Genomic DNA, 15486 nt, shown 5'->3' with positions numbered 1-15486 from the left:
GTGGGAGTCGGCGCCCTCAGCGTACGTTCGGGTTGGCCGGCTCGCGCTCGGGAGTCGCGCGGGCCGTGTCGGCGGCGCCGGGTGCGCTTCGTACCGCGCGGGCCGACGTCGGCGCCGTCTGTGCCGTGTCGTCCTCGCGCATCGCCTTTGTCTCGCTCTTGAGGATGCGCATGGACCGGCCCAACGCCCGTGCGGTGTCCGGCAGTTTCCGGGAGCCGAAGAGCACGATCACCACGATCGCCAGGACCAGCAGGTGTCCGGGCTCCAACCCGTTGCGCAACATCGCCACTCGCCTACTTCCACGTCGCGGACCCGCCGCCGCGCCCGACGTCGGGTGGCCCGATGCGGACACCATACTTGCCAGCTTGCGCAAGTGTAAAACTTCCGTATCGTCGAGAGTCAGCCGCGCTCCGCCCGCCGCCGGTCGTAGCACCGGCGCACCGGCGTCAACGCCCCCGCGTACAGCGCGAGCACTCCGGCGAGCACCGGGTAGTAGCCGATCGGCAGCGATGCCATGCCCAGTGCCGGGGCCACCGGGGTCAGCGGCAACAACACGCCGATCACGGCCAGTCCGGCGGAGGCGATCAGGATCGGCCTCGACGCCCGGCGCACGGCGACGCCGCGTCCGGTGCACAGGAGCAGGATCACCAGGGCCTGGGTGAGCAGGTTCTCGGTGAACCAGCCCGCGTGGAACGCCTCCTGGTCCACCTCGCCGCCGTGCCGCACCATCAGCACCAGAACGGTGAAGGTGGCGAGGTCGGCGACCGCGTTGAGCAGGCCGAAGCCGGCGATGAAGCGCAGCAGGTCGCGCGGGTGCAGCGCGCCGGGGCGGCGCAGCGTGGCGGCGGCCGGGCGGTCGAACACAAACGCGGCCTGGGCGGCGTCGAAGCACAGGTTCTGCACAAGGACCTGCGCGGGGAGCATCGGCAGGAACGGCAGCAGCAGTCCGGCCATCAGCATGGCGATCACGTTGCCGAGGTTGCAGGACAGGGTGATCCGCAGATAGCCGGCGATCGTGCCGGTGCCGCGCCGACCGGCCACGATCGCCTCGTCGATGGCGCCGAGGTCCTTGGACACCAGCACCACGTCTGCCGCCTCGCGCGTCACGTCGACCGCGTCCCGGGGGCAGATTCCCACGTCGCAGGCGTGCAGCGCGGGCAGGTCGTTGACGCCGTCGCCGAGGAATCCGGTGGTGTGGCCGGCGGCCCGCAGCGCGCCGACGATGCGGGCCTTGTGCGCGGGCGTACAGCGGGCGAACACGGTGTGCGCGGCGGCGAGCCGGCCCAGTTCGGCGTCGTCGAGCGCGTCGATCCGCTCGGCGGTGACCACCTCGCCGGGGTGCAGGCCCAGGTCGCGGCAGACCCGGGCGGCGGTGCCGGGCAGGTCGCCCGTGAGCACCTTGACCGCGACGCCGCGATCGGCAAGGACCGCGAGCGCGTCGGCGGCGGTGTCGGCGAGCGCGTCGCGCAGGCCGACGAAGCCGATCAGCGTCAGGGCGCTCGCGTCGAGGGCGGCCTCGGGGTCGGTGTCGGCGGGCCGCTCGGCCAGCGCGACCGCGAGCAGTCGCAGGCCGTCGGCGGCCAGATCCGCGGCCGAGCGCTCCGCGGCCGCTCGGCCGGCGGCGTCCAGGGGCCGGTCCCGGCCGTCGAGCCGGACCCGCGCGCAGCGGTCGAGTACGTCGTCCACCGCGCCCTTGACCACCACGATCAGCGGGCCCGGACGTCCCGGGCGCCGGACCACCGCACACGAGGTGCGGCGGACGGGGTCGAACGGTGACGCGGCGAGGCCGTCGTGGTCGGCGGGGTGGTCCGGAACGGTCGGGTGGTCCGGCAACGCGACGAGCCCGGTCCACGGCGCGTCCGGCCCGCGCTCGGCGGCCTCCGCCTCCCGCGCGCCGGCCTCCTCGTACCCGGTCAGGACCGCCTCGTCCAGCGCGTCCGGCACCGGCGGATCGGCCAATTGCAGCGTCCACCAGCTGTTCAGCGCGGCCCAGTGCAACACGTCGGGGTCGACCCGGCCGGCCGGGTCGACGTGGCAGTCCACCATCGGCCGGTCCCGGGTGAGGGTGCCGGTCTTGTCGGTACACAGCACGTCCATCGCGCCGAGGTCGTGCAGCGCGGGCAGCCGCTTGACGATCACCTCGTGCTCGCGGGCGAGCAGACGCGAGCCGCGGGCGAGTGTGGTGGTCACGATCACCGGCAACATCTCGGGGGTCAGCCCGACCGCCACGGCCACCGCGAACGGCAGCGTCGCCAGGCCCCGCCCGCGCACCACCGCGTCGACGAGCAGTACGAGCGCCGGTGTGACCAGCATGAAGCGGATCAGCGTCCAGGAAATCCCGTGCACCGACCGGTCGAACGCGGTCTCCCGGCGGGGCGGGGCGAGTCGGGTGCGGGTGACACCGACTCGGGGAACGCGGGCTCGGGTGACACCGACTCGGGTGCCGCCGGCCCGGGGAACGCGGGTGCCGGCGAATCGGGTGTCGGCGCCCGTCGCGTAGACCACCGCGGTGCCGCTGCCGGCCGCCACGCTGCCGCCCTGGAAACACAGGTGGGGCCGCTCGAACGGCTCGTCGGCGCCGGGCCCGCCCCGCGGCACGTCCACCGGATGTTTGGCCACCGGCGCGGAGGCCCCGGTGAGTGCCGACTGATACACCGTCAGGCCGCTCGCGCGCAGCAGCCGCAGATCGGCCGGGACCAGGTCGCCGGGACCGAGCCGGATCACGTCGCCCGGGACCAACTGCTCCACCGGCACCTCGCGCGGCGCCGGGTCCGCGCGTGCCGGCCCGCCCGGATGTTCCCGGCGGCGAACGGTCGCGGTGCCGGCGACGAGTTCGCGCAGTGCGGCGGTGGCCCGCTCCGCCCGGTGCTCACCGGTCACGCGCAGGACACAACTGACCACCACCAGGACGACGATCACGCAGGCCGTGGTCCAGGCGGTGACGGCGGCGGACACCAGGCCGAGGCCGAGCAGGACGGCGGTGAACGGGTCGCGGGCGCTGCGGGCGAAGCGGCGGAGCGGACCGGGGGGACGTCGGCCGGCGACGGTGTTCTCGCCGTACCGGACCAGTCGGGCGTCGGCCTGCGCCTCGGTCAACCCGCGCGGGCCGCTGCCGAGCAGGCGCAGCACCTCCAGCGTGGGCGCGTCGGCGGCGGCCCGGGCAAGCTCCGGTGCGGTGACCTCACGCCGCCGGGGGCCGGGTACCCCGCCGACCCGGTCGCCGAGGTCGGCGGACGGGCCCGCCGTGCCGGATCCGGGTACGGTCTCAGGCGCCCAGGCCACGGGACCGTCCCGGCACCGCCCCGGACTCGGTGCGTTCGGCGAGTCGCTCGATCAACCAGCGCACCATGGTCACCACGTCCGGGTGGTCGACCAGGTACACCACGCGCCGACCCTCGCGCCGGGAGCGCACCAGGCCGGCCAGTTTGAGCTTGGCCAGGTGCTGGCTGACGGCGGGCAGCGCGCCGCCGACCCGCTCGGCCAGCGCGGTGACATCGCTCTCGCCGGCGGCCAGCGCCCACACGATGTGCAGGCGCGCGGGCGAGGCCAGCAATCCGAAGGCCGCGGCTGCCTCGGCCAGCACCTCGGCCGGCGGGTCCTCGAAGTCGTGGACCGCTGAGGCCACAGTCGTACTCCCGTCCACGTGCGCGGCCATCGGGTCCTCACCGCCGCGCGGCGCCCGGGTCCCGCGAAAGAACCTCAGTCTAGGGTCGCACCACGTCACCGAGGGGAACCCGGGGGTCGACCGCCACGACGCACGGTGCGGCGGCGCCGGCGCTCAGGCCGGAGTCGGCTTCGTCGTCGACACCAGGGCCGGGGGCGACGCGGCCGGCTCCGGTGTCGACGCCGGCTCCGGTGGCGTGGTCGGCTCGATCGGGGTGGCCCCCGCGAGCACCATCCGGGCCCGCTCCCGATCCAATACGCCCTCCCACGAGGCCACCACCAGCGAGGCCACGCTGTTCCCGCACACGTTGGTCAACGCCCGGCACTCGCTCATGAACCGGTCGATGCCGAACACCAGCATGATCCCCGCCACCGGAACGTGCCCGACCGTGGACAGCGTCGCGGCCAGCACGACGAACCCCGAACCGGTCACCCCCGCCGCGCCCTTGGAGGTCAGCAACAGCACGGCGATCAGGCTCAGTTGTTGCCCCAGGGACAGCGGTGTGTCGGTCGCCTGGGCGACGTAGAGCGCGGCCAGGGTCAGATAGATGCAGGTCCCGTCCAGGTTGAAGGAGTAGCCGCCGGGCACCGTCAACCCGGCCACCCGGCGCGGCACGCCGAGGTTCTCCATCTTGGTGATCACCCTCGGCAGCACCGACTCGCTGGAGGAGGTGCCGAGCACGATCAGCAACTCGTCCTTCATATAGCGCAGCAGCCGCAGGATGTTCAGCCGGATCGCCGCCAGCACCGCGCCGAGCACCACCACCACGAAGAACAGGCTGGTGCCGTAGAAGATCGCCACCAGCTTGCCCAGGCTGGTCAGCGTGTCGAGGCCATACCTGCCGACGGTGAACGCCATCGCGCCGAACGCGCCCACCGGCGCCGCGTACATCACCACGCGCAGCACCGCGAACAACACGTGGCCGGTCTTCTCCACCCCGACTGCCACGCCCGTCGCCGCCGGGCCGACCAGCTTGATCGCGACGCCGAACAGGACCGCGAAGAAGAGCACCCGGAGCACGTCGCCCTCGGCGAAGGCACCCACCACGCTGCTCGGCACCAGGTCGGTGAGGAAGTGCCACCAGGACTGCGCCTCTCCCTTGTCGATGTACTCCTGCGCGGTCGCGGAGACCTTCACCGAGCCCACGTCGGCGTGTACGCCGTCGCCGGGGCGCAGCACGTTCATCACCACGAGCCCCAGGAGCAGCGCGATCGTGGTCAGCGCCTCGAAGTACACGAGCGACTTCCAGCCGATCCGGCCGGCGCCGCGCAGGCTGTCCACGCCCGCGATGCCGGTGACCACGGTGACGAAGATGATCGGCGTGATCACCATCCTGATCGCGTTGACGAACGTGTCGCCCAGCGGGCGCAGCGACTCGCCGGTACCGGGCCAGGCGGCGCCGACTCCGACACCGGCGAGGATGCCGAGGAGCACCCAGACGTAGAGCAGGGTGTACCAGGGGCGGCGCGCGGGCGGCGGGGTCGGGGGCGTGCCGGGCGTGCCGGCGTCGTGGTCGGTCGGGGTGGCCTGGGGCATCGGGGGCCTCCGGGTCGGGAACGGGTTGCGCCGCCGGCGGTCGGGTTCGCGCCCGGTCGGGGTTGTGACCCTCGGATTCGTCGGACTGATCGGACTCATCGGCGTGTCGGCGCGATACGCGTCGTAGCGTGGCGCGGTCGCGGCGCCGGCCGGGGCTTACGCGCATTACGCGCATGGCGAGAATTCCGCCGAATGCCGCCGAAGTGGATGAAACCTCGGTAATGGACGTCTTGCCCCGGACCCGGGACGTCCGTCGATAATCTCCGGCATGGCCAACCAGAGCATCGCGCGGCAAGTCCTGCTGTGGCAGCTCGCCCTCGTCCTGCTCCTCGTCGCGGCCGGGTCCGGCGTGGCGCTGCACGCCGTGCATCGGTCGGGTGCGCAGACCGCCCGGGAGCGCGCGCTCGACGTGGCGCGCACCCTGGCCCGATCCCCCGGTCTCGCCGAGGCGGCCGGCTCGGCGGACCCGACCGCCCGCCTCCAGCCGATGGCCGAGACCGTCCGCAGGGAGAACAAGGTCGACTTCGTGGTGGTGATGAGCGTCGCGGGCATCCGGTACACCCATCCGGACCCGACCCGGATCGGCAAGACCTTCCTCGGCCACATCGACGGCGCCGTGCACGGGCGGACCACCACGGAGACGTACACCGGCACCCTGGGCCCGTCGGTGCGGGCGGTGGTCCCGGTCCTCGGCCCCGACGGGCGACCGGTGGCGCTGGTCTCGGTCGGCGTGACCAATCGCCGCGTCGACGCGCTGGTCGGCGCGGAGATCCCGCTCGTGCTCACCGTCGCGGCCGGCGCGCTGGCCCTGGCCTGCGCGGCGAGCATGGCGGTGCACCATCGGCTGCGCCGGCAGACGCTCGGTCTCGGGCCGGTCGAGCTGCGGCGGGTGTACGAGCACCACGACGCGGTGTTGCACGCGGTGCGCGAGGGGCTGGCGGTGGTGGACGCGGAGGGTCGGCTGGTGCTGGCCAACGACGAGGCGGTCCGCCTGCTCGCGCTGCCGGCCGACTTCGAGGGCCGGCACGTGGGCGCGCTCGACCTGGACGAGTCGCTGGCCGCCACCCTCGCCGCGGGTCGCACCGTGGCGGACCAGATCCACCTGTGCGGCACCCGTGCGCTCGCGGTCAACGTCAGTCCGACCGGGCGCGACGGGCGGATGGTGGCCACCTTCCGGGACCACACCGAACTTCGGGCGCTGGTCGGCGAGTTGGATCAGGTACGCGGCTTCGCCGACGCGCTGCGGGCGTCCGCCCACGAGGCGGGCAACCGGCTGCACACGGTCGTCGCGCTGGTCGAACTGGGGCGCGGCGAGGAGGCGATCCGGTTCGCCACCGGGGAACTGGCCGCCGCCCAGGATCTGGCCGACGAACTCACCAACGCGGTGTCCGAACCGGCGCTGGCCGCACTGCTGTTCGGGAAGCACGCACAGGCCGCCGAGCGCGGGGTGCAGTTGACCGTGACGGGTGGGCCGAGCACCGACGGCCCGGATGCCGACCCGTTGGACGCGCTGGCCGCCCGCTTCGATCCGCGCGATCTGGTCACCGTGCTCGGCAACCTGGTCGACAACGCGATCGACGCCGCGGTGTCCGCGCCGCCGCCGCGCACGGTGCAGGTCACGGTGGGCGTCGACCCGGACGCCGAGGGCGCGTTGCTGCTTCGGGTGGCGGACAGCGGACCCGGGATCGACGAACCGCTCACCGCCCGGGTGTTCGAGCGCGGCTGGAGCACCAAGGAGGCGTACGGGTCGCAGGGACGCGGGCTCGGCCTGGCCCTGGTCCGTGCCACGGTGGCCCGGCACGCGGGCAGCGTGGAGGTGGCCCGCGGCCCGGGCGGCGGCGCGGTGTTCACCGTCCGGCTGCCCGCCGCCGTGCCCCGACCGCGATCGGAGGAGGACGCGTGATCCGCACCCTGGTGGTCGAGGACGACCCCGTACTCGCCGACGCACACGCGGTGTTCACCGGCCGCGTCCCGGGTTACGAGATCGCCGGCGTCACCGGCAGCGGCACCGAGGCGCTGCGGTTGTTGTCCACGCGCCGGGTCGACCTGGTCCTGCTCGACCTGTACCTGCCGGACCTGCACGGGCTCGACCTGTGCCGGAGCATGCGCGCGCAGGGCCACGAGGCCGACGTGGTCGCGGTCACCTCGGCGCGTGATCTGCGGCTGGTGCGCTCGGCGGTGTCCCTGGGCGTGGTGCAGTATCTGCTCAAGCCGTTCTCGTTCGCCGCGTTCCGCGAACGCCTGGACGGCTACGCGGAGTACCGCCGCCGCATCGGCGAGGTCGACGCCCCGGCGGCGGCGGGTGGACAACACGCGGTCGACGGCGCCTTCGCCGCCCTGCGCGGCACCTCCGAGTCACCCCCGCTTCCCAAGGGCCTGGCCGCTGCCACCTTCGAAGCGATCGTGGCCCAACTCGGCACCGGCGCAGCCACCTCCGCCGCCGACGTCGCCACCGCACTCGGCATCTCCCGCCCGACCGCGCGCCGCTACCTGGACCATCTGTCCGCCCGCCGCCTGGTCACCCGCGAACCCCGCTACGGCGGCGCCGGCCGCCCGGAGTACATCTACCGCTGGCACCGGCCGGGGCCCAACGGCTAGTCCGGGCCGGCGGCTCCCCAAGGCCCACGCCCTGGGGCAAGTCGAGTGTGGGCTGCCGGTTCGGGTGACACCATGGTGCCGCTGCGACATTCCGGCTGGGGTGCGTGACGGGGGAGAGGCGATGGAGGTCGGGCGCTACGTCCTGGGTCCCCTGCTGGGCCGAGGCGGGATGGCCCGGGTGTACCGGGCCCGGGACACCCGGCTCGGTCGGTCCGTCGCGGTCAAGCTGCTCGCCCCCGAACTCGCCCACGACCCCGTCGTCAGGCGGCGGTTTCTCACCGAGGCCCGGGCGGCGGCCGGGCTGAACCATCCGGGCATCGTGATCGTGCACGACCAGGACGAGGTCGACGTCGCGGGCGAACCGGTCGTCTACCTGGTGATGGAGCTCATCGAAGGCCACACCCTCGGCCAGCTGCTCGTGCATCGCGGCTCGTTGCCGGCCGAGGAGGCACTGCCGACGGTACGGGCCGTGCTCGCCGCACTCGACCACGCGCATAGGCACGGCGTGGTGCACCGCGACATCAAACCGGCCAACGTGATGGTGCGCGCCGACGGCGGGCTCAAGGTCACCGACTTCGGCATCGCCCGAATCACCGGCGCCGACACCAGTCGACTGACCGCCACCGGCACCCTGCTCGGCACGGTCGCGTACATGGCCCCCGAGGTCATCCGCGGCGGCGAGGCCGGCCCGTACAGCGACGTCTACGCGGTCGGCTGCGTGCTGTACGAACTGCTCACGGGCCGATTGCCCTACGCGGGCGCGAACGCAGCCGCCATCCTGTACGGACATCTCCACGCACCTGTGCCGTCGGTGACCGCCGTCCAGCCGGAACTGTCCCGGGATCTGGCCGAGTTGGTGACCAAGGCGATGGCGAAGCAGGTCACCGACCGGTATGCGGACGCGGGCGCGATGTTGGCCGCCGTCCTGAACCTGGGAGGGTCTCCCGGTGACCGGCCGGCGCCGGACCCGCGCGCCCCGGGAAAGGCGCGCGGGCTGCCCACGACGGACGGGGCGAGAAACGTACCGGACACCGACGAGGCCGCGGAGCCGCGGACAACAGGCGAGAAGCCCGGCACCCGAACCACGGGAACGGCGTCCGGGCCGCCGACCACCGGCCGGGCGCCGAAAGTCCCGGTCGCGGGTGAGGCAGTGGGGGTTCGGGGCGCCGGTGGGGCTTCCGGGCAGCGGACTCCGGGTGGGGCGGGCCGAGTTCGATCCGGGGGCGAGGGGGCGGGTCCGGAAGAGGCGGGGGTGTCGGCCGGATCGCCGCCTGTGCCTGTAGGGGTCGCCGCGGCGGCTGGGGGGTCGAAGGCCGCGGTCGTTGCCGGTTCCGAGGACTCGGGGAACTCGGCCGCCGACTCGGGCGAGGCGCCTGTCCCGGGTGGGTCGCCGGAGGCTCCCGTCCCGCCGTGGATCCGGCGTACGGCGACCAAGACCGGCATTGCCGTCGTGGTGGTCCTCGCGCTCGTCGTCGGTTTGATTCTGGCGCTGCACGATCGTGGCTCCGGAGGCGGCGGAACACCGGGCGGCGAGACCCCGGGGGGTGCGGCGACCGGTTCGGAGACCGACCGACCGGCTCCCGGCGGCCGTTCCTCCCCCGGTGCGCAAAACAACGCCGGCCCGACCCCCCAGGTCCCGCCGGTCCGTTCCGGGGTGTCCCTCCCCGACTCGCCGGTGTTCCGGGCCGCCACCGCACGCGGCCGGCTCGTCGTCGGCGTCGCCGGGGACGTGCCGCAGATCGGCTCCCGGGACCAAGCCACCGGGACCTATTCGGGGTTCGACATCGAAATGGCCAAGATCGTCGCCGCCTACCTGGGCTTCGGCCCGGACCGCATCCAATTTCGAACGGTGGCCCCCGCCGCCCGCGTGAACGCCGTGCTCCAGGGCCAGGTGGACTATTACGTGGACCTCTTCACCATCACCGACGAGCGCCGCAAGCACATCGGCTTCGCCGGCCCGTACCTGTCGGGCGGCCAGGGCGTCCTGGCCCGGACCGACGATCGCACCCTCACCGGTTTCGACTCCTCGCTGTCCCACGCCAACGTGTGCTCGGTCCTCGGCAGCACCACATACGAGAAACTGCGCCACGACTTCCCCCAGGCCGGCGCACTCGCCCTGGACTCCTACAACCAGTGCGTGGACGCCCTGCTCGCCCGCCGGGTCGACGCCGTCACCACCGACCAGGTCCGACTGCAAAGCTACGTGACGAGCCACCCCGGCCAACTCCGCATCGTCGGCGTCGCCGTCACCGCCGAGAAGTACGGCATCGCCGTGCCGTTGTCCGACCCGTCCCTGCGTGGCGCGATCAACGACGCGCTCCAGGACGCCTTCACCACCGGCGCCTGGAAGTCCGCCTACGAACGCACCCTCGGCATCGGCGGCACTCCCGCGCCGCCGCCCCCGGCTCTGGAACGGTACTGATCCGCCGCCATCACCGAATCCGTTCGAGCCCGGACCGCCGGTCGACCACGACACCCGGCCGCCGATGCCGGAACCGGCCGAGACCAAGCCGAGGAGATCATCGACGCGACACCGCCACGGCTCGCGGAGTCGGTCCCGGCTCAGGACTGCGGAGCGTCCGAGAGCCGGACGAACCCGTAGCCCTGCTGGAGGAGTTCGGGCACGGCCAGACGGATCCCGGCCGCCGTACCACCGCGTGGGTGGTTGAAGTGGCCGATCACGACCGAACCCGGGCGTACGTCGCGCATGGCCCTGCGCACCTGTTCGGGGGTGAAGGTGGCCCCGCCGTCGGCGTTCACGTGGAAGCTCGCGAACCGCTCACCGAGATCGGTGACGATCCTCGCCGCCACGTCGTCGCAATACGCGGTGCCGGAGCGGAAGAACTTCGGTGGGTGGCCGAGGAGTTCGGCGAGCCTGGCCCGGTTCCCGGAGACCTCGTCGTAGACCTCGCCCGCGTCCCGGGTCCCGGGGATCCCGTACGCGGAGCGCCCGGACACGGACAGCGGCAGGTGCCGGGTGCCATGGTTGGCGATCTCGAACAGCGGATCGGCGGCCAGTTGCCGCAGTACGGCCGGATTCTCGTCGATCCACCGGGAGTTGACGAACAGCGTCGCGGGCACGGAGCGTTCGTGCAGAAAGTCGATCAGGGCCCGGTCGTATTCGCTGCCGCCCTTGCCGCCACAGGCGTCGAACGTCAGCGCGACCACCTTGGCGTTGCCCGGCAGCCGGGACAACGACCCGGGCACCTCGAGGCCCCAGCCGGTGGGCGTCTGCTTCCCGTACCGGGCGACGATCTCCGCGCGCGTCGGACCGGCGGCGGCCGGCGCGGTCGCGGTCGGCCGGGGCGTATCGCCGGGCGGCGCGGGCCGGCCGGCGGCAGGCGCCGGCGGAGCCGTCGTCGGCGTGGCGCTCTTCCCCGCTTCCGAACACCCCGCCGTCAGCGCACCGAGCGCAGCCGCCAACACCACCCGCCGGCCGACATCCATCGCGTCGCTCCTCCACCCGACCCACCCGCGCGACGCCACCCGCCACACAGCACACCCTAGGCGCTGCCACCCGAACGGGTGGTCGTGGCGGTCGTCGGTTGTCGGGGGCGCCGGGTAGCGTCCGGGCATGGCTGTCCGTATCGATCTCACGCTCGACTGTGCCGATGCCCTGCTCCTGGCCGGCTTCTGGAAGACCGCGCTCGGTTACATCGACGAGCCGCCGCCCGCCCCCTTCGAGACGCGCCTGGAGTGGATGGCCCACGTCGCGCCCGACGAGGAGATCGTCGGCGGCGTGATCACGGACGCGGCCTGGTTGTGCGACCCCGACGGGGTCGGGCCCCGGCTGAGCATCCTGGCCGTTCCGGAGCCGAAGACCGTGAAGAATCGGCTGCACCTGGACATCCGGGTCCCGTGGCACGCCGACCCGGCGGAGCGGTGGGCGCGCGTCCTGGCGAAATCCGCGCGGTTGGTGGAGGCGGGCGGCCGGGTGCTGACCGAAGACGCGGGTCATCATGTGGTGATGGCCGATCCCGAGGGCAACGAGTTCTGCGTCGCGGTGGCCCCCGCCCCGGCCCCCACCCGCGACTGACCGGCGACGCCGCCCGGCCCCGACGCCCGGCCGGGGCGCGGACAGTACGCTGGCAGGACGCCGAGTATCCGAGCATGAGGTGTCCGATGACGTCGTCCTCCCCCGCAGCGCCGACGGTCGGGATCCGGGAGCGCAAGAAGGCCCGGACGCGCGCGGCCATCCAGGGCGCGGCGCTGCGGTTGTTCGACGAGCGGGGGTACGACGCGACCACGGTCGAGCAGATCGCCGAGGCGGCGGAGGTGGCGCCGAGTACGGTCTTCCGCTACTTCGCCACCAAGGAGGATCTGGTCCTCTCCGACGCCTACGACCCGGTGTTCCTGGAGTCGTTGCGCAGCCGGCCGGCGGAACTGCCGCCGATTCCGACGCTGCGGGCGGCGCTGCGCGAGACAATGGCCGCGCTGACCGCCGACGAATTGGCCGAGGCACGGCGGCGAACCGTGCTGATGTTGTCGGTGCCGACACTGCGCGGACTGAGCTTCGCCAACTTCGTCGAGGTCATGCGCACGGTCACGGCGCTGCTCGCGGAGCGAGCCGGGCGTGGCGCCGACGATCCGGCGATCCGGACGCTCACGGGCGCCGCGTTCGGCATCATGCTGGACACCATGGTGCGCTGGGCGGACGAACCGGACCTGGATCCGATCGCCACCCTCGACGACGCCCTCGCCCGCCTGGAGGCGGGCCTTCCGCTCTAGATCCCGCCGGCCGTCGCCCACCACAACTCGGCGGAGCGTCGCGGGCATTCCGGGCACAGACCTTCCCGCCATGGATGATCTCCCCTACAGTCACTACGGGTCAGTGGCCGGTTACCGATGGTTGACTTGTTCCATGTGACCGGGGTTTCATGCACCGGTGGGAGAACGTGTGCAGGCCGACATTTGGGGGCGCGCGGAGGCCATGGAGTTCATCGAACGAGGTCCGGAGTTCGGCAGGTTACGCACCGCACTCCAGGAGTGTGCCGAGGCACAGGGCGGCATCGTCCTGGTCGAGGCGGGGGTCGGTTGCGGCAAGACCGAGACGTTGTCCTGGGTCGGCGAACGGGTCGGCGACATCGGCGCGTTGCTGCTGACCGCGACCGGATCCCGCACCACGAGCGGGCAACCGCTGGGCCTGCTCCGCCAGTTCCTGGACGCTCCGGCCCTGCCCGCCGAACTCGCCGCGCCCCTGGCCGAGATGCTCGACGACGGCGACGCGCCGCGCGCGGCCCGCCGTCTCACCACCGCGCTGCACGACGTCGCGCATCGTCGCCCGGTGGTGGTGTGCGTGGACGACCTCCAGCACGCCGACTCCGCGTCCGTCCAGTGCCTGCTGCACCTGGGCCGCCACTCCTCCCGGGCCCGGATCCTGGTGGTGTTCGCCCGCTCCCTCGGCCCGGCGTCGCAAGACCCGCACTTGGACACGGAGTTCCTGCGCCAACCGACACTGCGCCGCATCCGACTCGCGCCACTCAGCCCGGCCGGCGTGGCCGAGTTGCCGGCCGTGGGCGGCGACCCGCCGGGTCGCGAGCAGGCCCACGAGTTCCACGAGATCACCGGCGGAAACCCGCTGTTGCTTCGTGCGCTGGTCGAGGAGTTGCGGTCGGCGACCGACCGCCTCGCCACGACCGTGCTGCGGCCCGCGCCCGACGGCCCGTTCAGCCAGGCGGTACGCGCCTGCCTGCGGCGCGGCGGCGGCGCCATGTGGCGGGTGGCCAAGGCGCTGGCGATCCTGGGCGCCCCCGCCTCCGCCGAGGTGTCGGGCGCGCTCGCCGGCACCACCCAGGTGGCCACCGCACAGGGTCTGGGTGCACTGGCCGCCGCCGGCCTGATCGAGGACGACCGCCTGCGCCGGGCGGCCCGGACCGCGCTGCTGGACTGCCTGGATGCGACCGAGCAGGGCGCGCTGCACCGCCGGGCGGCCACGATCCTGCGGCACGAGGGCGCCCCGGCGGCGCGGACGGCCCGGCACCTGCTCGCCGCGCGCAATGCGTCGGACCCGTGGGCGGTGGGCGTGTTGCGCGAGGCCGCCGAGGAGGTGCTGTCCCGGGACCGGGCCCGACGCGCCGTCGCCTACCTGGAGTTGGCCGCCGAACAGTGCCGGGACCCCGCGGTTCGGGCCGAGGTCCAGGTACGACTGGCCGAGGTCTCCTGGCGGCTTGATCCGAGCGCCGCCGAACAGCATTGCCTGGGCGAGCCGTTGGCCGCGCTCGCGGTCGGCGACCTGCCGGAGTCGAGCATGGCCTCGCTGGGCCGGCAACTGCGCGCCCACGGCCGGCTCGACGCGGCGCGCGAGGTGTTCGACCGGCTCCGCAAGCGTACCGACCCCCGAGCCGAGTGGGTCGAACACGTCGAGTCGGACGTGCCGTTCCCGTGGTCCGACGATCCCCGTCCACGCGCGCCGGCGGCCGATCCGGCCGAGCGACTGGAGGCGGCCGAACGGCTCCTGCGCGTGTCGGGGCTGACGGACGTGACGCTGTTCCCGATCGTCACCGCCGCACGGTTGTTGATCGCCCGCGACCGGCCGAGCGTCGCGGAGGCGCACTGCCGGGACTTCCTTGCCGAATCGATCCGGCGTGCGGCCCCCGGTTGGGCCGCGGTGTTCGCCTCCGCGTGTGCCGAAGCGGCGCTGGGTCAGGGGCGGTTGCCGGACGCGGAAGGCTACGCGCGCCAGGCGATGGAGGCGATGCCCGAACACACCGGCAGCCTGTACCTCGGGGGCCCGCTGGCCGGGCTGGTCTCGGTCTACACCGCGATGGGCGACTACGAGGCCGCGGCCCGTCAGGTGAACCGGCCGGTCACCAAGGCGCTGTACTCCAGCCTGCACGGCCTCGCCTACCTCCGCGCCCGGGGCCGCTTCCACCTGGCCACCGACCGGGCCCGCGCGGCGCTCGCCGACTTCCTGCACGTGGCCTGGCTGGCCCACGCCTGGCGGGTCGACCAGCCGTTCCTGATCCCGTGGCGGACCGACGTCGCCGAGGCGCTGCTGCGCCTGGACGAGACCGAGCGGGCCCGGCGATTGGTGGTCGAGCAGTTGCGGCTGTGCGGTCCGGGGGGCGGCCGGGTCCGCGGCACGGCGTTGCGGCTGCGGGCGATGACGGTGGACGTCGCCGAGCGCCCGGAACTGCTCACCCAGGCGGTCGAGGCGCTGCGCCGCTCCGAGGACCCCCTGGAACTGGCCCGCACCCTCGAGGCCCTGGCCGAGTCGTACCGCGCCCGCGCCGAACCGGCCCGCGCCGCGACGCTCCAGAGCCGCGTCTGGCACCTCACCCGCGACTGCGGCGCCCGTCCGCGCTACCGCGCCGTCGCGCACGCCTACGCCGACCTGCTCACCGCCTCGACCGCCGCGCCCACCACCGGCGACACCAACCTCAGCGAATCGGAGAAGCGCGTGGCGGCACTCGCCGCCTGCGGGTACAGCAACCGGGGCATCTCGGAGGAACTGTTCATCACGGTCAGCACCGTCGAACAACACCTCACCAGGGTCTACCGAAAGCTCGACATCAAAAACCGTCGAGAACTCCCGTCCCACCTCCGGACGGGCCTCCACCGGGTCTGATCGTCGGCAGTCGTCGAGGTCGCCGAACCCGACACCGGCGGCGCGGGTCGTCCGGCCCGCCCACCGCGCCGGCCCGGCCCGAGCCGTGGGCAACGAACCGATCGACGACGTGGCGCGCGCG

Annotated in this window: 11 protein-coding genes; 6 read left to right on the top strand and 5 right to left on the bottom strand. The window is 73.5% G+C overall.

Annotation, left to right across the window (positions count from 1 at the left end):
- Window positions 1-16: 16 nt before the first annotated feature.
- The 4 genes from tatA to dctA form a co-directional block, all read right to left on the bottom strand.
- Complete coding sequence (gene tatA, locus B4N89_RS34435; RefSeq protein ID WP_078980728.1) at window positions 17-283, bottom strand: Sec-independent protein translocase subunit TatA; 267 nt, start codon at window positions 281-283, stop codon at window positions 17-19.
- 116 nt (window positions 284-399) lie between these two features.
- Window positions 400-3282 (bottom strand): HAD-IC family P-type ATPase, encoded by a 2883-nt coding sequence (locus B4N89_RS34430; protein WP_078980387.1) that lies wholly within the window; start codon window positions 3280-3282, stop codon window positions 400-402.
- Window positions 3266-3655 (bottom strand): ArsR/SmtB family transcription factor, encoded by a 390-nt coding sequence (locus tag B4N89_RS34425; RefSeq protein ID WP_078980386.1) that lies wholly within the window; start codon window positions 3653-3655, stop codon window positions 3266-3268. Before B4N89_RS34425 ends, B4N89_RS34430 begins: the two co-directional genes overlap by 17 nt.
- 123 nt (window positions 3656-3778) lie before the next feature.
- A complete protein-coding gene (gene dctA, locus B4N89_RS34420) occupies window positions 3779-5200 on the bottom strand; it encodes a C4-dicarboxylate transporter DctA (protein WP_078980385.1) in 1422 nt (473 codons plus the stop codon).
- 268 nt (window positions 5201-5468) lie between these two features.
- On the opposite strand from dctA, the gene B4N89_RS34415 reads away from it, so the two are divergent.
- The 3 genes from B4N89_RS34415 (at window position 5469) to B4N89_RS34405 (ending at window position 10220) form a co-directional block, all read left to right on the top strand.
- Window positions 5469-7103 carry a sensor histidine kinase gene (locus B4N89_RS34415; protein ID WP_078980384.1) on the top strand — a complete coding sequence of 545 codons (1635 nt, stop codon included), beginning with the start codon at window positions 5469-5471 and terminating at the stop codon, window positions 7101-7103.
- The gene (locus B4N89_RS34410; protein ID WP_078980383.1) at window positions 7100-7798 is read left to right on the top strand and encodes a response regulator; all 699 of its coding nucleotides are present in this window, start codon (window positions 7100-7102) and stop codon (window positions 7796-7798) included. Before B4N89_RS34415 ends, B4N89_RS34410 begins: the two co-directional genes overlap by 4 nt.
- 121 nt (window positions 7799-7919) lie before the next feature.
- Complete coding sequence (locus tag B4N89_RS34405; protein WP_078980382.1) at window positions 7920-10220, top strand: protein kinase domain-containing protein; 2301 nt, start codon at window positions 7920-7922, stop codon at window positions 10218-10220.
- A gap of 140 nt (window positions 10221-10360) precedes the next feature.
- Here B4N89_RS34405 and B4N89_RS34400 read toward each other — a convergent pair whose 3' ends face one another.
- On the bottom strand, window positions 10361-11245 hold the full coding sequence (locus B4N89_RS34400) for a polysaccharide deacetylase family protein (protein WP_078980381.1): 885 nt from the start codon (window positions 11243-11245) through the stop codon (window positions 10361-10363).
- 127 nt (window positions 11246-11372) lie between these two features.
- Here B4N89_RS34400 and B4N89_RS34395 point away from each other — a divergent pair, with 127 nt between their 5' ends.
- The 3 genes from B4N89_RS34395 to B4N89_RS34385 all read left to right on the top strand — a co-directional run bounded on the left by B4N89_RS34395 (window position 11373) and on the right by B4N89_RS34385 (window position 15365).
- The gene (locus B4N89_RS34395) at window positions 11373-11834 is read left to right on the top strand and encodes a VOC family protein (RefSeq protein ID WP_078980380.1); all 462 of its coding nucleotides are present in this window, start codon (window positions 11373-11375) and stop codon (window positions 11832-11834) included.
- Between the two features lie 86 nt (window positions 11835-11920).
- Complete coding sequence (locus tag B4N89_RS34390; RefSeq protein ID WP_078980379.1) at window positions 11921-12526, top strand: TetR family transcriptional regulator; 606 nt, start codon at window positions 11921-11923, stop codon at window positions 12524-12526.
- Window positions 12527-12695: 169 nt separating this feature from the next.
- Complete coding sequence (locus B4N89_RS34385; protein ID WP_143658182.1) at window positions 12696-15365, top strand: AAA family ATPase; 2670 nt, start codon at window positions 12696-12698, stop codon at window positions 15363-15365.
- Window positions 15366-15486 lie beyond the last annotated feature (121 nt).

The organism is Embleya scabrispora (assembly GCF_002024165.1).
Taxonomy (GTDB): domain Bacteria; phylum Actinomycetota; class Actinomycetes; order Streptomycetales; family Streptomycetaceae; genus Embleya; species Embleya scabrispora_A.
This window is presented reverse-complemented; position numbering and strand designations above follow the sequence as displayed.